Source organism: Pedobacter sp. SAFR-022, assembly GCF_051965375.1.
Taxonomy (GTDB): Bacteria; Bacteroidota; Bacteroidia; order Sphingobacteriales; family Sphingobacteriaceae; genus Pedobacter.
In genome coordinates this window covers 201,637-221,971 of the sequence record NZ_JBQCME010000003.1, presented here as the reverse complement: position 1 = coordinate 221,971, position 20,335 = coordinate 201,637, and the positions used below count along the sequence as shown (strand labels likewise).

20 protein-coding genes are annotated in these 20,335 nt (G+C 44.6%); 13 read left to right on the top strand and 7 right to left on the bottom strand.

The window, feature by feature from the left end:
• Positions 1–5: 5 nt before the first annotated feature.
• Positions 6–599, top strand: coding sequence for a DUF502 domain-containing protein (locus tag ACTHQF_RS09355; protein ID WP_440429888.1), 594 nt, complete (start codon positions 6–8; stop codon positions 597–599).
• A 136-nt stretch (positions 600–735) separates the two neighbouring features.
• Here the strand turns inward: ACTHQF_RS09355 and ACTHQF_RS09350 are convergent, their stop codons facing one another.
• Positions 736–1,443, bottom strand: a complete 708-nt coding sequence (locus ACTHQF_RS09350; RefSeq protein ID WP_440429886.1) for a TIGR00730 family Rossman fold protein — start codon at positions 1,441–1,443, stop codon at positions 736–738.
• An 18-nt stretch (positions 1,444–1,461) separates the two neighbouring features.
• Positions 1,462–2,970, bottom strand: coding sequence for a sodium:solute symporter (locus ACTHQF_RS09345; protein ID WP_440429884.1), 1,509 nt, complete (start codon positions 2,968–2,970; stop codon positions 1,462–1,464).
• A gap of 77 nt (positions 2,971–3,047) precedes the next feature.
• On the opposite strand from ACTHQF_RS09345, the gene recR reads away from it, so the two are divergent.
• The 6 genes from recR to trpA all read left to right on the top strand — a co-directional run bounded on the left by recR (position 3,048) and on the right by trpA (position 8,302).
• Complete coding sequence (gene recR, locus ACTHQF_RS09340) at positions 3,048–3,665, top strand: recombination mediator RecR (protein WP_440429883.1); 618 nt, start codon at positions 3,048–3,050, stop codon at positions 3,663–3,665.
• Positions 3,666–3,670: 5 nt separating this feature from the next.
• Positions 3,671–4,486: an SDR family oxidoreductase gene (locus ACTHQF_RS09335; protein ID WP_440429882.1), complete on the top strand. Its 816-nt coding sequence runs from the start codon at positions 3,671–3,673 to the stop codon at positions 4,484–4,486.
• A 226-nt stretch (positions 4,487–4,712) separates the two neighbouring features.
• Positions 4,713–5,702: an anthranilate phosphoribosyltransferase gene (trpD, locus tag ACTHQF_RS09330; protein ID WP_440429881.1), complete on the top strand. Its 990-nt coding sequence runs from the start codon at positions 4,713–4,715 to the stop codon at positions 5,700–5,702.
• A gap of 1 nt (position 5,703) precedes the next feature.
• Positions 5,704–6,330, top strand: coding sequence for a phosphoribosylanthranilate isomerase (locus ACTHQF_RS09325; RefSeq protein WP_440429880.1), 627 nt, complete (start codon positions 5,704–5,706; stop codon positions 6,328–6,330).
• A 10-nt stretch (positions 6,331–6,340) separates the two neighbouring features.
• Positions 6,341–7,522: a tryptophan synthase subunit beta gene (gene trpB / locus ACTHQF_RS09320; protein ID WP_440429879.1), complete on the top strand. Its 1,182-nt coding sequence runs from the start codon at positions 6,341–6,343 to the stop codon at positions 7,520–7,522.
• A gap of 9 nt (positions 7,523–7,531) precedes the next feature.
• A complete protein-coding gene (trpA, locus tag ACTHQF_RS09315) occupies positions 7,532–8,302 on the top strand; it encodes a tryptophan synthase subunit alpha (RefSeq protein ID WP_440429878.1) in 771 nt (256 codons plus the stop codon).
• Positions 8,303–8,325: 23 nt separating this feature from the next.
• On the opposite strand, the gene ACTHQF_RS09310 is transcribed toward trpA, so the two are convergent.
• A complete protein-coding gene (locus tag ACTHQF_RS09310; RefSeq protein ID WP_440429877.1) occupies positions 8,326–8,946 on the bottom strand; it encodes an L-threonylcarbamoyladenylate synthase in 621 nt (206 codons plus the stop codon).
• An 81-nt stretch (positions 8,947–9,027) separates the two neighbouring features.
• Between ACTHQF_RS09310 and ACTHQF_RS09305 the strand changes: the two genes are divergently transcribed.
• Positions 9,028–10,668, top strand: coding sequence for an FMN-binding glutamate synthase family protein (locus tag ACTHQF_RS09305; RefSeq protein WP_440429876.1), 1,641 nt, complete (start codon positions 9,028–9,030; stop codon positions 10,666–10,668).
• A gap of 24 nt (positions 10,669–10,692) precedes the next feature.
• On the opposite strand, the gene asnS is transcribed toward ACTHQF_RS09305, so the two are convergent.
• Positions 10,693–12,141 carry an asparagine--tRNA ligase gene (asnS, locus tag ACTHQF_RS09300; protein ID WP_440429875.1) on the bottom strand — a complete coding sequence of 483 codons (1,449 nt, stop codon included), beginning with the start codon at positions 12,139–12,141 and terminating at the stop codon, positions 10,693–10,695.
• 130 nt (positions 12,142–12,271) lie between these two features.
• The gene (sucC, locus tag ACTHQF_RS09295; protein ID WP_440429874.1) at positions 12,272–13,462 is read right to left on the bottom strand and encodes an ADP-forming succinate--CoA ligase subunit beta; all 1,191 of its coding nucleotides are present in this window, start codon (positions 13,460–13,462) and stop codon (positions 12,272–12,274) included.
• Positions 13,463–13,600: 138 nt separating this feature from the next.
• Here sucC and ACTHQF_RS09290 point away from each other — a divergent pair, with 138 nt between their 5' ends.
• Genes ACTHQF_RS09290 through ACTHQF_RS09275 form a run of 4 tightly spaced genes read left to right on the top strand, consistent with a single transcriptional unit; the run spans position 13,601 to position 17,050 of the window.
• Positions 13,601–14,251: an ABC transporter ATP-binding protein gene (locus tag ACTHQF_RS09290; RefSeq protein ID WP_440429873.1), complete on the top strand. Its 651-nt coding sequence runs from the start codon at positions 13,601–13,603 to the stop codon at positions 14,249–14,251.
• 8 nt (positions 14,252–14,259) lie between these two features.
• Complete coding sequence (locus ACTHQF_RS09285; RefSeq protein WP_440429872.1) at positions 14,260–14,760, top strand: hypothetical protein; 501 nt, start codon at positions 14,260–14,262, stop codon at positions 14,758–14,760.
• Positions 14,760–15,374 carry an HAD hydrolase-like protein gene (locus ACTHQF_RS09280; protein WP_440429871.1) on the top strand — a complete coding sequence of 205 codons (615 nt, stop codon included), beginning with the start codon at positions 14,760–14,762 and terminating at the stop codon, positions 15,372–15,374. The genes ACTHQF_RS09285 and ACTHQF_RS09280 overlap by 1 nt, the downstream gene beginning before the upstream one ends.
• A 38-nt stretch (positions 15,375–15,412) precedes the next feature.
• A complete protein-coding gene (locus tag ACTHQF_RS09275) occupies positions 15,413–17,050 on the top strand; it encodes a S41 family peptidase (protein WP_440429869.1) in 1,638 nt (545 codons plus the stop codon).
• Between the two features lie 93 nt (positions 17,051–17,143).
• Here the strand turns inward: ACTHQF_RS09275 and ACTHQF_RS09270 are convergent, their stop codons facing one another.
• Positions 17,144–18,085, bottom strand: coding sequence for a M28 family peptidase (locus ACTHQF_RS09270; protein ID WP_440429868.1), 942 nt, complete (start codon positions 18,083–18,085; stop codon positions 17,144–17,146).
• A 156-nt stretch (positions 18,086–18,241) separates the two neighbouring features.
• Between ACTHQF_RS09270 and ACTHQF_RS09265 the strand changes: the two genes are divergently transcribed.
• Positions 18,242–19,225, top strand: coding sequence for a potassium channel beta subunit family protein (locus ACTHQF_RS09265; RefSeq protein WP_440429867.1), 984 nt, complete (start codon positions 18,242–18,244; stop codon positions 19,223–19,225).
• A 132-nt stretch (positions 19,226–19,357) separates the two neighbouring features.
• On the opposite strand, the gene ACTHQF_RS09260 is transcribed toward ACTHQF_RS09265, so the two are convergent.
• The gene (locus tag ACTHQF_RS09260) at positions 19,358–20,218 is read right to left on the bottom strand and encodes a sigma-70 family RNA polymerase sigma factor (protein ID WP_188625209.1); all 861 of its coding nucleotides are present in this window, start codon (positions 20,216–20,218) and stop codon (positions 19,358–19,360) included.
• Between the last annotated feature and the right edge of the window lie 117 nt (positions 20,219–20,335).

Here is a 20,335-nt window from a genome sequence, read left to right as displayed (position 1 = left end):
GCGGCATGAACAGAGTAGGTAGGGTCCTAATTAATTACTTTATCAAAGGCTTGTTGGTCGTGCTGCCAATAGCACTCAGCGTGTTTATTGTTATTTGGGCAGTGACGACGGTAGACAGCTGGCTAAACCTGAATAACATTCTCGGTGTAGACCCAAGAACGGGCGAAAACCGGAATATTCCTGGTCTTGGCCTGGGTATGGTAATCACCATCATCCTTGCTGCGGGTATTTTCGTGACCAACCTCGTTACGGAGCCAATGTATAACTGGTTTAGTAGAATGCTCAACAAGCTGCCCATCCTCAAGTTCATTTATTCTTCCATAAAGGATCTTACGGAGGCCTTTGTTGGTGATGAGAAAAAATTCAATCATCCGGTGCTGGTTGAAGTTGAAGCTGGTTTGAAGCGGATTGGCTTTCTAACGCAGAGTGACTTATCAGCAATTGGTCTACATGGCGAATCGATTGTCTATTTCCCTTTTTCCTACTCTTTTGCAGGGCAGGTATATATTGTTAAAAATGAAAATATTAAGGTGTTGGAGATTAGTGCGGCGGATGCCATGAAACTGGTGGTATCCGGTGGGGTAAGTCATCTGGAGTAATGTTACAGCAGACACCGCTTTAAAAGTAAAAAGCCTTTCGCATCAAATGCGAAAGGCTTTTTACTTTTATGATTAGGGACTTGCTTGATGTCCTTAAACGAACTCCTGGCTTTGCAAAGGATTTGCTGAAGGAGTTTTAGAAGTTTGGTTTCAATACGTATTTATCATAGAACCTGAAGATGTGTTCTGCAGCTTCTTCAGCCGTATCAACTAAACGGAAGAGGTTTAGATCTTCAGCGTGGATGTTGTGTTCTTTTTTAAGCATCGTATTGGTGATCCAGTCTACCAATCCCCCCCAGTAGTCTTTACCAACTAAAACGATCGGGAAACGTGCAACCTTTCCGGTTTGAATCAAGGTGATTGCCTCAAACAACTCGTCCATGGTACCCATTCCGCCAGGCAAAACAATGAATCCCTGAGAATACTTCATGAACATCACCTTGCGGATAAAAAAGTAGTCGAATTCCAATAACTTATTATGATCGATGTACTTGTTGTGGAACTGCTCAAATGGAAGTTCAATATTTAAACCTACTGATTTACCACCATTCATGTGTGCACCTTTGTTACCGGCCTCCATAATACCCGGTCCACCACCTGTAATTACCCCATAGCCACGTTCGGTAAGCAAACGTCCGCAATCGACGGCAATCTGGTAGTAAGGATTTGTTTCTGCAGTTCTTGCAGATCCAAAGATGGATACACAAGGACCGATCTTAGCAAGCTTTTCAAAACCATCTACAAACTCGGCCATGATCTTAAAGATCTGCCAGGAGTCCGTAACTTTAATCTCCTGCCAGTTTTTGTTCTCAAAAGCACTTCTTATTTTCTCTTCACTGTTCATGCTATAAATATTTTTAAATTAAAATCTTGTTTGTTGATCTGTCTTTTTACTGATCAGTAATAATCCGATAAAGGTGATCAAGCCATTTACCAGGATCAGCTCTACGCTGAAGGTATAACCGCCAAATAACTGAGCTGAATATAGACTCAGCAAGTAACAGATTGCAGGGGAGATCAGGCAAACGAAAGGAACCAGCTTATCATGCAGTCCACGGTTTCTCACAAACAAACCAAAGCTGTATAAACCTAAAAGCGGTCCATAAGTATAGGAAGCAACTTTGAAGATACCCTTCACCACAGATTCATCATTAAAGGCGTTAAAAACCAAGATCACGAGAAACATCAACAAAGAGAATCCAACATGAACCATGTGCCTTTTGTTTACTGATTTTTTAGAATTTGTTTGATCGCCTTTGTCCAGGTTTAAAAAGTCTACGCAGAATGATGTTGTTAATGCGGTCAGAGCGGAGTCAGTCGTTGCAAAGGTTGCAGCAGTTAAGCCCAGCATAAATACGATTGCCGGTACAACGGCAAGGTGGTTCAAAGCAATTTCCGGGAATAAGAAGTCGGTTCTCGGAGATCCGGTGGCATGATCCAATGGAATCTCAATTCCATTTTTCGCGGCAAAAACATATAACAATGCACCAACGCTCAGGAAGAAGATGTTCAACACGACGAAAATACCGGTAAAAGTGAACATGTTCTTTTGCGCTTCTTTAATTGTACCCATACTCAGGTTCTTTTGCATCAGATCCTGGTCCAGTCCAGTCATCGCGATGGTTACGAAAATACCGCCGATGAACTGTTTACTGAAGTGAAAGCCATTTGTCATGAAGTCTTCATAGAAGAAGATCTTCGCATACCCGCTGTTTTTGACCGTTTCAAATGCTGCCGGAAGGTCTAGATGCAGGCTGTCACAGATGAAATACAAGGTCATAAAGACCGAAAGTACCAGAAAGAAGGTTTGAAGGGTATCGGTGATGATGATGGTTTTCAAGCCACCTTTGAAGGTATATGACCAAATCAAAAGGAGCGAAATCAGCACGGTAGCCCAGAAGGGCACGCCATAGCTGTCGAATATAAAACGTTGTAAAACGATGACCACCAGGTATAATCGGAAAGCCGAACCGATGGTTCTGCTGATCAGGAAGATCGATGCCGCGGTTTTATAGCTGAAATAACCCAAGCGCTGTTCGATATAGCTGTAAATGGAGGTAAGCTTCATCCGGTAGTAAAGCGGCAGTAGCAGTGTTGCGATGATGATAAAGCCAACGGCATTTCCCAGTACGAACTGAAAGTACTGAAACTGGTTACCCGAGGGGGCACCAACTTCGCCTGGAACGGATATAAAGGTCACTCCGGAAAGTGCTGTTCCGATCATGCCGAAAGCAACCAGATACCACTTGGAATTTCTATTCGCAATAAAAAAGGTCGAGTTATCAGCGGATTTTTTAGAGGTTGCGAAGGCAATGATAATCAGAACTATGAAATAACCGAGTAGAAAAGAAAGAAGTATCGCTGGGCTCATCGTATGTTTTTAGCTGCTAAATGTAATAAAACATCTTTTAAAAAGCGTTTTACGATAGATAAATATAAATTTGCAGCATGAACTTTTCTTCTAAATTACTTGAAGATGCCGTTAACGAATTTTCGAAATTACCTGGTATCGGACAGAAGACTGCGCTTCGTCTTGTACTACATCTTTTAAACCGGGAGCCTGAAGAAGTGGCATCTTTTGGAAACTCGATTATCAAACTTAGACAGGAAATTAAACATTGTTCAATATGCCATAACATCTCTGATAATCAGATCTGTGAAATCTGCAGCTCAACAAAACGTGAAAAGGAAATCATCTGTGTGGTTGAGGATACCCGTGATGTAATGGCCGTGGAAAATACAGGTCAATACTTCGGGGTTTACCATGTGTTAGGGGGACTCATTTCTCCAATGGATGGCATTGGGCCTTCAGACCTTTTTATAGATACTCTGGTGCAACGAGTTTCTACAGGCCCGGTAAAGGAGGTGATCCTCGCCATCAGTCCTACTATGGAAGGTGATACCACCATCTTTTACCTCTACAAACGATTAAAGGCCTTTAATATTCCAATTACAACCATTGCCAGAGGTATTGCTTTTGGTGGCGAACTGGAGTACGCTGATGAGATCACCCTTGGCCGTTCTATTATCACCCGCGTTCCTTACGAAAATTCAATACTTAAATAATATTCATGGATTTTAAAGATAAAATTGTCATCATTACCGGCGCTTCTTCCGGGATTGGAAGAGCTTGTGCAATAGAAATGGCCAGTCGTGGTGCGAACCTGGTACTTGCAGCGAGGCAATACGTGAAGCTTTGCGAGCTTACCGCAACCTTGGAAAAGCAGTACCAGATCAAAGCTGTTGCTGTGCAGGCGGATGTAAGCCTTGAAGAAGACTGTCAGTTCCTGATCAAACAGGCGATGTTAACGTTTTCCCGCATTGACGTGCTGATCAATAATGCCGGTTTGTCCATGCGTGCGCTATTTGCTGATCTTGAGTTGAGTGTTTTGAAGAACCTGATGGATGTGAACTTCTGGGGTACGGTTTACTGCAGCAAGTTTGCTTTACCGGAGATCCTGAAGACCAAAGGTACGATCGTTGGCGTTTCCTCCATTGCCGGTTACCGCGGGCTACCGGGCAGGACAGGCTATTCAGCTTCAAAGTTTGCGATGAATGGCTTTATGGAAGCATTGCGGACCGAATTGTTAAAGACAGGCGTAAATGTATTGGTTGCCTGTCCGGGTTTCACGTCTTCGAACATTCGTGTTGCTGCACTGTCTGAAAACGGAAAGGCACATGGGGAGACGAGCATGGAAGAGGCTAAGATGATGAGCCCTGAAGCGGTTGCAAAAATCATTGTAGATGGTATTGCTGCAAGAAAAAGAACACTGGTAATGACCGGTCAGGGGAAACTAACGGTATGGTTAAACAAGTTGTTGCCGGGACTTGCAGACAATCTGGTATTTAAACATTTCACCAAAGAAAAGAACGCGTTGATCAAGTAAATAGCAATGCGGATGTCCCTGCAATATCATAGTAGTGGATATTTTTTGAAATTAATTGGATTTATATAAAAACAATTCCATATTTGCGAGAGATGATACAAACAAGCGGACTTAAATTTTGGTGGTGGCACAACGCAAAAGCGTAGTGTAACCCCTGTTGTTCGTTTATTAATTATAAGAAATTACGTGGGTTGCTTTATTAGGCAACCTTTTTTTGTTTATACCCATGAAGAAAATCCTCGCTCATCTTTTCGAAAACAAGAGCTTCAGCAGAGCTGAAGCACAGAAAATCCTGATCTCCATTGCCCGCGGTGAGTACCAAAGTGCTCAGATCGCTGCGTTCATCACTGCTTACGGCATGCGGAACATTACCGTACAAGAGCTGCAAGGCTTCCGCGACGCGATGTTAGACCTTTGCATCAAGGTCGACCTATCTGATTACGAGCTTATTGACCTGTGTGGTACGGGTGGCGATGGGAAGGACACCTTCAATATTTCTACACTTGCTTCCTTTGTACTGGCAGGTGCTGGTTACAAGGTCGCCAAACATGGTAACTACGGGGTGTCTTCGGGTTGCGGTTCTTCAAATGTGATGGAGCACCTGGGCTACACCTTTACCAACAATCAGGATCAGCTTAAGCGAACACTGGATGCGGCAGGGGTATGTTTTATCCATGCACCACTGTTTAACCCGGCAATGAAGATTGTAGCACCGATACGTAAAGAACTAGGTGTTAAAACCTTCTTCAATATGCTCGGACCAATGTGCAATCCAGCGCAACCAAAAAATCAACTGGTTGGGGTTTATAGCCTGGAATTGGCACGGTTATATGCTTATTTGTATCAGGAGACAGACAAGAACTACACCATTCTTCATGCCCTCGGTGGATTCGACGAGGTATCCTTAACCTCGGACTTCAAGACCTTTACCTCAAAGGGTGAGGCGCTACATGCTGTTGCCGATCTTGGCTTCGAACAGCTGGCGGAGGCCGACATTAAAGGGGGTGACACGGTGGAATCTTCAGCGAAAATCTTTACCTCCATATTGAACGGCGAAGGAACAGATGCCCAGAACAATGTTGTGCTTTGTAATGCTGCTTTGGCCATCCAAACCATTGATGGCACCAAGAGCTTCGGAGATTGCTTCTACGAGGCTGAAGCATCGCTGAAGAGCAAGCGGGCACTGAATAGTTTTAAAACCTTACTGAGCACTTAAAATGAGGGTGAAACTGAAAGTTTGTGGTATGCGTGAACCCGGGAACATCGAAGCGCTTACAGCACTGGCACCGGATTACATGGGATTTATCTTCTACCAAAAGTCTAAACGCTTTGTGGGCGGGATGGACCCGGCACTCGTGCAAATGCTGCCCTCCGGTATCAAAGCTACAGGTGTATTTGTAAATGAAAACCAGGAAGAATTGCTGCGTATTGCCAGGCGCTATCAGTTGAAAGCAATTCAGTTACATGGCTCCGAATCAGGGGAATTCTGTAGGTGTTTAAAGTCTCAGATACCAGATATTGAGCTTATTAAAGCATTTGGTGTAAATGACGACTTTAACTTTGAACTGCTGGAGCAGTACCAGGGCTTCGTAGACTATTTCCTTTTTGATACGCAGACTGCAGCACATGGTGGCTCGGGAGAAACCTTCAACTGGGCGCTACTAAAACAATACAAATTACCCGTTCCTTATTTCCTGAGCGGCGGCATTGGGCTGGACCAGGTTGCTCAGTTAAAGGAAATCATGGACCCAAGATTGTACGCCGTAGACGTAAACAGCCGCTTTGAGATCAGCCCGGCTTATAAAGATATTGATCAATTAACAACATTTAAAAACCAGCTATAAAACACCAGCTATGGATTATTTTGTAAATGATAAAGGATATTATGGCGACTTTGGGGGCGCCTATATTCCTGAAATGCTTTATCCGAATGTAGAGGAGTTAAGACAAAACTACATGAGCATCATCAATGATGAAAGCTTCCAGGAGGAGTTTAAAAAACTACTGAAAGACTATGTCGGACGTCCATCGCCCTTATACCTGGCGAAACGTTTGTCCTCAAAATACCACGCCAACATCTTTCTGAAAAGAGAAGATTTGAACCACACTGGCGCACACAAAATCAACAATACCATCGGGCAGATCCTGCTGGCAGAACGTCTTGGTAAAAAGCGGATCATCGCAGAGACTGGCGCCGGCCAGCATGGGGTAGCCACCGCAACGGTATGTGCATTGCGTGGTCTGGAATGCGTGATCTACATGGGAGAGATCGACATTCAGCGCCAGGCGCCAAATGTTGCCCGGATGAAAATGCTTGGCGCTACCGTTGTTCCAGCAACATCAGGCTCAAAAACCTTGAAAGATGCCACCAACGAGGCCATGCGCGACTGGGTGAACAATCCTGTAGATACGCACTACATCATCGGTTCTGTAGTAGGACCACATCCTTACCCCGATATGGTGGCCTTATTCCAGTCGATCATTTCTGAAGAAACAAAAAAGCAGCTGTTGGAGCAGACCGGTAATGATCAACCTGATTATGTGCTGGCTTGCGTAGGCGGGGGTAGCAATGCCATGGGCATGTTCTATCACTTCATCAACGATAATGAGGTAAAGCTGCTTGCTGTAGAAGCTGCGGGGAAAGGTGTTTCCAGTGGATTTACCGCTGCAACAACGGCACTGGGCAAGGAAGGCGTACTCCATGGCAGCAGGAGCATCCTGATGCAAACGGAAGATGGCCAGGTGGTGGAACCTTTTTCCGTGTCCGCAGGACTTGATTATCCGGGTATAGGTCCACAGCATGCACATCTGTTTAAAACCACGCGGGCCCAGTATGTCTCCATCACCGATGAAGAAGCGCTGAACGCAGGCTTGTTGTTGACCCAGCTCGAAGGGATCATCCCGGCAATCGAAAGTGCACACGCCTTGGCGCAGCTGGAGAAGATGGAACTTAAAGAAGGTGAAAATGTGGTCGTTTGTTTATCCGGCAGGGGCGACAAGGACATGGAAACTTACATGAAATACTTTGGCTTATAACAGCATACCATGAATAGAATTAATCAATTATTCCAGGAGAAGAACAAGAATATATTATCAATTTATTACACGGCAGGTTATCCTAATCTGCAAGATACTTTAACCATTGCCCGAGAGCTGGAAAGTGCAGGCGCAGCTATGCTGGAGATCGGCTTCCCGTATTCTGATCCCGTGGCGGATGGTCCGGTGATCCAGGCAAGCAGTAAGAAAGCGCTGGATAATGGTATGGACCTTAGGATTTTATTTGAACAACTTAAAGACTTACGTAAGTTCGTGAAGATACCAGTATTGCTTATGGGCTATGTGAATCCATTGCTGCAATACGGGGTAGAAAACTTCTGTAAAGCTTGTGCGGAAGTGGGTGTTGATGGTTTGATCGTGCCTGACCTGCCGATGGTGGAATATGAGGAGTTCTACAAAGACACCTTTCAGCAATATGGCATCAGCAACATCTTTCTAATCACGCCGCAAACCACGGCAGACAGGATTCGTAAAATTGATACGCTTACTAATGGCTTCATCTACATGGTTTCTTCCTCAGCGACGACAGGCAAGAACCTGTCGCTTTCTCAGGTTACTGAAGACTATTTCTCGAGAGTAGCTGCTATGGAGTTGAAAAATCCTGCTATGATTGGTTTCGGAATCAGTGACCAGGCAAGTTTCGATAAGGCTTGTCAATACGCGCGAGGTGCGATCATCGGTACCGCTTTCGTCAAAGCGATCGAAAGTGGCGACCTTAAAGAAAATATACAAGACTTCATGAAGGGCTTTGCCCAATAAACTGGACACTGGAAGCTTTGGATTTAGAGGATATCTTCAAGGCTTCCTTTTCCTTCCCTGATCACCTCAAACTCACCCGAGGTGCAATCGATCACCGTTGACGCCACGTTGCCACCATAGCCGCCATCGATAACCAGATCTACCGTATCATGATATTTCTCCTGGATCAACTCTGGATCGGTTGAGTACTCCAGCACATCATCGTCATCACGGATGGAAGTGGAGAGGATGGGATTACCAAGCAGCCGTACGATCTCCCTGGCAATGTTATTATCAGGCACCCGGATACCAACCGTCTTTTTCTTGGAACTTAGCATTTTGGGTACATTGTTGTTCGCATTGAGAATGAAGGTATAAGGTCCTGGTAGGGCCTTCTTCAACACCCGGAAAACATTGGTGTCAATCGGTTTTATGTAATCTGAAATGTGACTCAGGTCCGAGCAGATGAAAGAAAAGTTTGCTTTCTCTGGCTTAATGCCGCGCAGACGGCAGATGCGTTCAATTGCCTTGTGGTTGGTGATGTCACAACCTAAACCATAGATGGTGTCTGTTGGATAAATGATGATACCGCCGTTTTTGAGTACCTCCACCGCTTGTTCTATGAATTTTGGATTAGGGTTTTCTGGATAGATCTTGATAAGCATAGGGTCAATTTACGAAATTGTTTGGTGTGCATATTGATATATAATGTACTATTGTAGCAATCTGTTTTGAATAATTAGAATATGAGGAAAGCTTTTATCGCTATAGCAGCGTTTTTGGTCACCGCCACCTTTATGATTAGCATGGCCTGGCCGCCATTTTTCTGGGCCTATATTTTCATCGGTCCATTTGTCTTGCTGGGTATTTACGACTTATACCAACCTAAACATAGCATTGTAAGGAACTATCCTGTTTTCGGCCGTCTCAGGTATTTTGCTGAAGATTTGCGCCCTAAGATCTACCAATACTTCATCGAAAGTGATACGAATGGTAAACCTTTCAGTCGCTTAAGCCGCTCACTGATCTACCAGCGTGCGAAAAAAGAAACCGACACCATTCCCTTCGGAACACAGTTAGATGTTTATGAAAACGGTTACGAGTGGCTAAGCCATAGCATTGCCGCCATCAGTCACCATGAACTGGACCCGAACCCTCGTGTGATGATCGGGGGTCCCGATTGTACACAACCCTATGCAGCCAGCATCTTTAACATCTCTGCCATGAGTTTTGGCTCCTTGAGCCAGAATGCCATCCGTGCACTTAACGGAGGTGCCTTTATGGGGAACTTTGCCCATAACACCGGTGAAGGTGGAATCAGTGATCACCATTTAGCCGAGAAGGGCGACCTGATCTGGCAGATTGGTACAGGATATTTCGGTTGCCGTCACCATGACGGTACCTTCAATGACGAGGCTTTCGCTGAGCGATCCAAAATGGAGCAGGTGAAAATGATTGATATCAAGTTATCGCAAGGCGCTAAACCCGGCCACGGCGGTATCTTACCCGCACAAAAGGTAACACCGGAGATTGCCAGGATCCGTCTGGTAAAAGAAGGGTATGATGTACTGTCTCCGCCAGCGCACTCCGCATTCTCAACCCCCTTAGAGCTGATGGATTTCGTTAAGAAGCTCAGAACGCTCTCTGGTGGAAAACCTGTAGGAATTAAGCTTTGTATCGGTCGTAAGAGTGAGTTTTTCGCCATCTGCAAGGCCATGGTACAAACCGGGATCTATGTAGATTTCATTACCGTTGATGGCGGTGAGGGTGGAACCGGAGCTTCTCCACAGGAGTTCTCCAATGCTGTAGGTATGCCTTTACGCGAAGCAGTTGCCTTTGTAAATGATGTGCTTACAGGTTTTGGCCTAAAGAAACATATTAAGATTATTGCCTCTGGAAAAGTGGTTTCCGGTTTTGATATCATCAAGAATATTGCTTTAGGTGCCGACCTATGTAACTCTGCAAGAGGCATGATGTTCGCCATTGGTTGTATTCAGGCGCTGGAGTGTAATACAAATACCTGTCCTACGGGTGTTGCCACTCAGGATCCAAGCTTGATGAAAGGGCTTGTTGTGGAAGATAAAAAGACCAGGGTATTTAACTATCACAGATTAACGGTGGCGAGTGCAATCGAGTTGCTTGGTGCTGCCGGCTTGAGACATCCTTACCAGCTTACAAGAGCTTACATCAACAGAAGGATCAGCCCGAATGTGATGCAATCTTACATCGAAACCTTCCCGTATATCCCGGAAGGCAGTTTGTTGAAAACACCTTATCCTATAAAGTATGAGTTGGGCATGGCGCTGAGTACAGCGAAGAGTTTCGCACCAACAGATTATAAAGTATCGCCCATTGATTATGCTCATGCAAATTCCCTTAATGGGTAATTTGCATGAGCCAATCGGCTTATCTTAAAATTCTGCGTTCTTAGGGAACCTTGGAAATGCGATCACATCTCTGATGTTGGTCATACCGGTAACGAACAGTACCAAACGTTCGAATCCAAGACCGAAACCTGCATGCGGTGCAGATCCAAAACGGCGGGTATCTAAATACCACCACATCTCATCCTGCGGAATGCCAAGCTGCTCCATACGTTGCGTTAGCTTCTCCAGGCGCTCTTCACGCTGTGAACCACCGATCATTTCGCCAATGCCAGGGAAAAGGATGTCCATTGCAGCAACCGTCTGGCGCCCTTGCTCATCCGGCTCATTCTGACGCATGTAGAACGACTTAATATCAGCAGGGTAGTCCGTAAGGATCACAGGCTTTTTGAAGTGCTTCTCAACCAGGTAACGTTCGTGTTCTGACTGCAAATCCGCGCCCCATTCATCAATAAGATATTTGAACTGCTTCTTTTGGTTTGGTTTAGAAGAACGTAAAATCCGTATTGCTTCTGTATAGGTTAAGCGTTCAAATTCGTTGTCCAGACAGAAGTTTAGTTTCTCGATCAGGGACATGGCGCTACGCTCATTCTGCGGTTTAGATTTCTCTTCTTCCAGTAAACGGTTGTTCAGGAACTCAATTTCTTCTTTACAGTTTTCCAGCGCATAGCTGATGACATACTTCATCATGTCTTCTGCGAGCTGCATGTTGTCTTCCAGATCAGCGAATGCGACCTCTGGCTCAATCATCCAGAATTCCGCCAAATGGCGTGTGGTATTAGAGTTCTCTGCACGGAACGTAGGACCGAAGGTATAGATCTGCCCGAAGGACATGGCTGCAAGCTCACCTTCCAATTGACCAGATACCGTCAGGTTAGTTGCTCTTCCGAAGAAGTCTTCAGAGAAATCTACTTTACCGTCCTCAGTTCGTGGTGTATTCTCAAAATCCAGGGTAGTCACCTTGAACATCTCTCCGGCACCTTCCGCATCAGAGGCGGTGATAACCGGGGTATGCATATATACGAAGCCACGCTCGTTGTAAAACTTGTGAATGGCAAAAGCCAGTGCGTGTCTTACTTTGAAAATCGCATTAAAGGTATTGGTACGGAAACGCAGGTGCGCAATTTCCCTCAAGAACTCCAGGCTATGCTTTTTTGGCTGCAATGGAAATTTCTCCGGATCACTGTCGCCCAGGATTTCAATGCTTGTTGCTTTAACATCAACGCGCTGACCTTTTCCGATCGACTCTACAATGGTACCAGTAACTGCCAAGGCAGCACCGGTTGTAATTCTTTTCAGTAGTTGCTCCGGTGTATCATTGAAATCAACCACAATCTGTATGTTACCCATACAAGAGCCGTCATTTATCGCAATAAACTGGTTGTTGCGGAAGGTACGAACCCAACCCATCACGGTTACTTCTCTGTCAAATTCGGTCGTTTCTAATAAGTCTTTTACTTTTTCTCTTTTAATCATGTCTTTGTTATGGAATCATGTCTTTTTATGGAGCCAGTCAAAAATAAGGAATTCCGGCAAAAGCGCCCTATAAAAAAACCGGCCAGCAAATTAATGCTGGCCGGCGTTTCATATTATATAAATTAGAATACTATGCTAATACTTTAGTTACCAGGTTAGCGGCATCTTGTAACGCAATAGCTGAATAAACCTGTAGGCCAGACTCATCGATAAGTTTTTTAGCTTCTTCAGCATTTGTACCTTGCAGACGGCAGATAATTGGCACCGGAACGTCACCAATTTCCTGGTAAGCATCAATAACACCTTGAGCAACACGGTCGCAACGAACAATACCGCCGAAGATGTTGATCAGGATCGCTTTTACGTTAGGGTCTTTAAGAATGATGTTAAAACCAGCTTTAACGGTCTCCGCATTTGCTGTTCCACCCACGTCAAGGAAGTTAGCAGGCTCACCACCAGCAATTTTAATGATATCCATCGTTGCCATCGCAAGACCAGCACCGTTTACCATGCAACCAACGTTACCGTCAAGTTTCACATAGTTCAGGTTAGATGCACTTGCTTCAACTTCTGTCGGATCTTCTTCTGCAGTGTCGCGCATTGCAGCGTAATCCTTGTGACGGAACAAAGCGTTCTCATCTAAGTTCACTTTAGCATCAACAGCAATGATTTTATCGTCAGAGGTTTTTAATACCGGGTTGATCTCGAACATTGCAGAGTCAGTAGCATCGTAAGCTTTGTAAAGTGCGCTAACGAATTTTACCATTTCTTTATGTGCAGCACCAGTTAAGCCAAGGTTGAAAGCAATTTTACGTGCCTGGAATCCTTGTAAACCTACTTTAGGGTCAATTTCTTCTTTGAAAATCAGGTGAGGGGTTTTGTCCGCAACCTCTTCAATGTCCATTCCACCTTCGGTAGAGTACATGATGATGTTGGTTCCGTTTGTTCTGTTTAACAGAACGCTCATATAGAATTCTTTAGTTTCTGAAGCACCTGGATAGTAAACATCCTGTGCAACAAGAACCTTATTCACTTTTTTACCTTCAGGACCAGTTTGAGGAGTTACCAATTGCATTCCAAGAATTGCAGATGCTTTTTCTTTAACCTCATCCAGGTTTTTAGCAAGCTTTACACCGCCACCTTTACCACGACCACCAGCGTGGATCTGTGCTTTAATCACAACCCAGTCAGAGTTGTAATCAGTTTTCATTTTTTTAGCAGCTTCAACAGCTTGATCAACTGTATCGGCAACGATGCCTTCTTGAACGGCAACACCAAAACTCTTTAGTATTTCTTTACCTTGATATTCGTGGATGTTCATTTGCTGAATTATTTTGTTTCAAATCTACAATTTCAGTTCGGTTATAAAAACATATAATCGTGTTTCTGGGTTTTTTTTGACGTTTTGATGGGCGCTTTGGGCTTATTAATGCTATTCGTTTTGTATTATTGCAGCTATATGCTTAGAGCCACAGCAGTTCGAAAATCGTATGGAAGTTTACCCATTTTAAAAGGTGTAGACTTTGAAGTTGAAAAAGGGGAGATCGTTAGCATCATCGGTGCCTCGGGTGCCGGAAAAAGTACCTTGCTGCATATTCTGGGTACGTTGGATAAGCCGGACTCCGGAACCGTAGAACTTAATGGCACCAAGATCAACAACCTTAGCGGGGAGCTGGTTTCCGTATTCCGTAATAAGAACATCGGCTTTGTATTCCAGTTCCACCATTTACTGCCTGAATTTACAGCCCTGGAAAACATCTGTATCCCAGCCTTCATTGCCAAGGTGCAGAAGAAAGACGCAGAGCTGAAGGCCATGGAACTGCTCGATATGCTGGGCCTGAGAGACCGTGCACAGCATAAGCCTAATGAGCTTTCAGGCGGGGAGCAGCAGCGTATTGCCGTTGCCCGTGCGCTGATCAACAGACCAACTGTGGTACTCGCTGATGAACCTTCCGGTAACCTCGACTCTATGAATGCCGATGCACTTCATCAGTTTTTTATCACGCTCCGTGAAAACTTTAAACAGACTTTTATCATTGTAACACATAATGAAGGCCTCGCTAAGATCAGCGACCGCGTGGTTACGATGAAAGATGGTTTAATTATATAGCAAACACATTGAAAATATTGATTACTGGCGGCAAATCTGCCGGCACCCTTAAATTACTTAAAGCTTTCGAAGGGCATGAGGTCATCTTAGCCGATTATGGCGACACCCCAACCTTCGGTTCCGGAGCTTATACCTTTATCTCTTTAGGTGAAGCGAATGACGCAATCGCACATAACCTGATGAACACCTGCCTTGATCATGGCGTGGATTGCCTGTTACCGCTGCATGCCTTCGAAGTTTCGCAAGTTTCCAAATCATTGGTGCTGTTTGAAGAATTCAACATTACGGTGCTCTTACCCGCACTATTAGATCTGCCGAAGTTCTTCTACCCACAACAGGATGTAGATGTCAAAAGTCCATGGGCCATTTTCGTTAAAGGCGACCTGAAGTATCCTTTAGGCGCGGATGAAAGCCCGCGTGCATTGGGTAGGGAACACGATTTGAATGGCGTATTTTACCTTCCCGAACAATTGGATAAACCAACAGCCATCTTATTTACCATTAAGTAATGACAGCATCGGCATATATTGATAAACATGAGGCTTTTGTTTTTGAGCTGGATGATGTTTTATATCCCGTAAAGGACTTCCACCTGCAGGTTTACTACCTTTTCGCATCTTTCATCGAATACTCGGAGCAGCTTAATGCCAGCGCCATTGTGCAGTTTATGAAAGAAACCTATGAACAGCAAGGGGTAGAAGCGGTGCTCGACAGCACTTTCGAAAAGTTCGCCATACCAGCACAGTACAGGGAGAACTTTGCGCTGCTGAATAAAACGGCAAAACTTCCCTTGAAGCTATTGCTTTTTGATCCGGTATTGAAGTTTATGCAGGACCTGGTGGTGGAGCGGAAAAGCATATACTTACTTGTGGCAGGGGATCCCGAGCAACAGCTGAACAAGATCAGGCAGATCGAGTGGAATGGTCTGGAGCAATACATCCGGGTGTTCTTTAAGTCCGAAATCACCCTGAACCCGGATCATGATAGCCTGAGCAAGTTTGTGACCGCACACCGGCTGAAGGCTAGTGAAGTTCTGGTAGTTGGACGTGCCGAGGCAGATCGCCATATGGCTGCAGAGCTGGGTGTTAAATTTTTAGCGGTAGATAAACTTTTCTTATCTTAAGTACGTTAATAAACCGTAACCATTGCTACCTCTTTGAAATGAATATAAAATCCAATTGGATGCGCAGCGTCTTTACAGCTGCATTAATCATATGCGTAGGTCTTTCAGCCTGTAAAAAGTCAGATGCTGAAGTTGATCCTACGGACCCGTCAAAACCGAACACCTCTTCAAGCGAGCGAGCTGATCTAACAAAAGACTCTATTTTTTACTACGCAAAAGAGGTCTACCTCTGGAATGAGGCGCTGCCGGAATATAAAGATTTTAAACCGAGATCTTTTATCGCGGGAACAGATCTGTTGAGCTACGAAGCCGAACTGTTCCAGATCACGCGTTACGGTACAGATGCAGAAACTGGACAGCCTTACGAGTACAATAAATCTGCGCCTGAATATCCCAAATATTCCTATATCTCAGACCTAGAGGACAGAAATCCTGAGGCTATTATGGTGACTAAAAGTGCGGTGAACACAGACGGTGTTGGCTTTGACCTGGGCATCTACTCCTTCTCTGCTTTCGGAACCGACAACAACTACCGGCTTTACATCAAAGCGGTGTATCCGGGTTCTCCTGCTGCTGCAAAGGGCCTTACCAGAGGTGCGGAAATTACCACCATCGACGGTAAACGGATTGGTACAAACTTTAACTCGGAAAAAGACCTGATCAACGAACTCCTGGATAACTCGAAAAGCTCCGCGAAGTTAAAAGGGAACAAAGTTGACGGAACTGCATTCGATATTACTTTAGAACGGGCTTCTTATAACAGTAGTCCGGTTTACAAGAAGAAGGTTTTCGAAGTAAACGGTAAGAAGGTGGGGTATGTGCACCTTGGCCGCTTCTCCAAAATGACGAGCCCTGAGGGTGCAAACCCATCTGATACAAACCTGGATCCTGTTTTTGCAGAGTTCGCCCGGGAAGGATTGACCGATCTGATCGTAGATCTTCGCTACAATGGCGGAGGCTATGTAAATACTGCAGAGCATTTGATCAACCTCATTGCACCGGCTACGGCAAATGGGGTGATGTACAAAGAAGTTTACAACAAGACCTTGCGGGATATTAATCGCAGCACCAGTATCCTTAGAAACCAACCGCTTACCGATGCGAATGGCAACATCCGGTTTGATGAAAAAAACCAAATGTACACTTATGCGAATGTCGACTATTCTATTGCAGGCAACACCGCTAGCTTTAAAAAAGTAGGCGGACTGACCGGTGTTAAGAATATCGTTTTTATTGTAACCGGTAACACCGCTTCTGCAAGTGAGTTAACGATAAACGCACTGAAGCCCTATGTAAATGTGAAGCTAGTAGGGGAAACCACTTATGGAAAACCAGTAGGCTTCTTTCCCGTAACCATAGAGAACCGCTATGATGTCTATTTCTCCATGTTCGAAACACTGAACTCCAGAGATGAAGGCAAGTATTATGCTGGGATGAAACCTGATGTAAGCAGCACGATTGATGATGCAAAGCGTGATTTCGATGATGCAAGTGAAAATTACATCGCCAGAGCGCTGGAGATTCTTGCTCCGGGCCGGGTTACAAATACCCAAGCCAGTATGAGTGTAAAAGGCCGCAACGGCGTGACGCTGAATCTTTCCCCGTCAATGACAGAAAAACTTAAAAATCCGAACACCTTTGTGGGCATGATCGAAACAAGACAAAAGATAAAGTAAGCTTGGCTTGCAGGTCAAATCAACGCAGCTATCACTAAAAAGCCAGGCTTGCCTGGCTTTTTAGTGATAGAAAATCTGATGGAGCATAAAACACTACTGCTTTCTCATTTGTAACTTTTGCCTGAACATCGACTGAATATCCCTATCCTTATCCAGGTTGTCTACGATCTCAAATATCGCCTCAGAGGCATCAATGAAAAATTCCTGGTTAATGTTCTCGAATTCGTCACTTGCCCGGTGATAATCTTTATGATCCTCTACGCCAAAGTAAAGAAAAGGTATACCCTTGTCATTGAAAGCCCCCTGATCGCTCTGATTGGTCCAGTCGTCTACGGTAAATTCCGGATTGTCATGCCCCAGCATAATTTTAACCTTGGGCTGGGTATGCGTGAGGTACTTCCGCAATTGCGGATGTCTGAATGTTCCGGCCGCATAAAGCTCATATTTCTCATTATGGCTGATCATGTCAAGGTTTACATTTAAAATCACCCGGCTCATGTCAAATGGTGCGTGATTAACAAAGTAGTTTGATCCCTGCCAGTCCAGTTCTCCGGCATCAAAGAAAGCAAATACCAGGGTATGATTAGGCTTTTCCTTTTTATAATGCGCAGCGATGTTTAACAGGGCAGCGACACCAGAAGCATTGTCATCCGCGCCATTATAGACTTCATTATTAATCACGCCAAGATGATCATAGTGCCCCGAGATTACGATGATCTTTGATGATTTGCCTGGCAGGTAAGCCACAACATTTTTTGCGTCTACACTGCTGCCATTGCGTTCCTTGGCTTTGAAGCTTTGTTCAAAGTCGGATAGTGCAGGGAAACTGCTCAATCCAAGCGCTGCGATTCGCTTTTTTAAATAGGCCCGCGCCATGGCGGCACCTTCCGTTCCGGTTTTTCTGCCCTGGTAAGCTTCAGAGGACAAGGTCTTAACATCTTCAAGCAAGTTATTGGTGCCTTTTACCTCTTCTACCTTCTTCACCGTCTGGCAACTCATAAGTAATGCTAGTGGTATAAATAATCTGAATTTCATTTATGTGTTGATGTGTTATCTGGAAATGTAATGGTTTACAATTGCCTTTTGTTCTAATATATTACATTTTTATGATTTAACGCCCTACCTCAACAAAAACTTAATGCAAACCGGTATGTTCTTTTGCAGTAATATCGAGTAACAAAATTTAATTATATGGAATATAGAAGATTAGGGAAATCCGGTTTACAGCTTAGCGCACTGTCTCTCGGAAGCTGGCTGACATTCGGAAATCAGATCTCAGACCAGGTCGCTGATGAACTTATGGGCCTTGCATACGATGCTGGTGTCAACTTCTTTGATAATGCAGAAGGCTATGCGGAAGGTAAGTCTGAAGAGGTGATGGGAAAGATCATAAAGGCGCATGGTTGGGAACGCGAATCTTTCCTGGTATCTAGTAAAGTTTACTTCGGAACCGAGAACAAAGGTCCGAATAGGATAGGACTCTCCAGAAAACACGTCATTGAAGCATGTAACGCCGCGTTGAAGCGACTGCAGGTAGATTACCTGGATCTTTACTTCTGCCATCGCCCGGATAAGAACACGCCCATTGAAGAAACGGTGCTGGCCATGAACACCTTGCTGCAGCAAGGTAAAATCCTGTACTGGGGTACTTCGGAATGGAGCGCATCAGAGATCATGGAGGCCATCAGCATTGCCAAACAATACCACCTGATTGGCCCGACGATGGAACAGCCGCAATACAACCTGCTGGAGCGTACCAAAGTAGAAAAAGATTATCTCTTACTGTTTAAAGAACATGGGCTGGGTACAACGATCTGGTCGCCACTAGCATCCGGGCTTTTATCCGGGAAGTATACACAGGGTAATGTAAAAGACACCCGTATGGATCTTAAAGGCATGGAATGGTTAAAGCAGTCTGTACTTGCCGAGCAGAATCTGGCAAAAGCACAGCAGCTGCAGGGCCTGGCAGACGAGTTGGGTGTGCCCTTGGCAAGGTTGTCACTGGCCTGGTGCCTGACCAATCCGAATGTCAGCACCGTAATTCTGGGTGCCTCTAAAGCCGAACAGCTTAAGGAGAACCTGACAGCCCTGGATGTCGTACCCTTGTTAACACCGGAAGTCCTGAGCAGGATAGAGGATATTATGCAGACCAAACCTGTACTATCACAGTTTTAATTTACCTGTAAATGCAAAAGGGCGCTTAGATGAGCGCCCTTGTTATAGGTAAATGTCTGGCAACGTTTTCTGGTTAGAAAAGGATCTTTATAAAAAAAGATCAGCATAGGCTGATCCGGGGATGGGCTAAAACTATCCTAAGTAGGACTTCAGGATTTTACTTCTCGAGGTGTGACGAAGGCGCTGTAGCGCTTTGTCTTTGATCTGACGTACACGTTCACGGGTTAAGTTAAACTTCTCACCGATCTCTTCAAGGGAAAGTGGGTGATTGGTGCTTAAACCGAAGAACAACACGATAATCTCACGCTCACGTTCCGTAAGGGTGGATAAAGACCTTTTGATTTCTTCAGAAAGTGATTCGTTGATCAGACTGCTGTCTGTATTTGGCTCATGGTTTTCCAATACATCCAGAAGTGTATTTTCTTCTCCCTGTACAAAGGGCGCATCCATGGATACGTGGCGACCAGAGTTACTTAAGGTATCGGAGATTTTCTCTACGGTTGTTTCAAGGATATCGGCAAGTTCTTCTGGTGAAGGCTCACGTTCGTATTCCTGCTCCAGTTTTGAAAAAGCTTTACTGATCTTACTCAGGGAACCTACCTGGTTTAATGGGAGACGTACAATACGGCTTTGCTCTGCAATCGCTTGCAGAATAGATTGGCGGATCCACCAAACAGCATAAGAGATGAACTTAAATCCTTTGGTCTCGTCAAAACGTTTCGCCGCTTTAATCAAACCAAGGTTTCCTTCATTGATCAGGTCACCTAAAGTTAAACCCTGATTCTGATATTGCTTAGCCACAGAAACCACGAAACGCAAGTTGGTTTTAGTTAGTCTTTCTAAAGCCGCCTGATCACCTTCGCGTATTTTTCGTGCTAAAATTACCTCTTCTTCTGCCGTGATTAAATCTACTTTACCAATTTCGTGAAGATATTTGTCAAGGGATTGACTCTCACGGTTGGTTATGGATTGCGTTATCTTGAGTTGTCTCATTTATGTGCGTTACTGCCTTATTATGTAGTATGAACGTGCAAAAGTATGAAAATTCCGGGCATTTTAAAACTTAAATTCCTGTAAACGTTACACTTTGCACCTGATTTATGTGTGTCC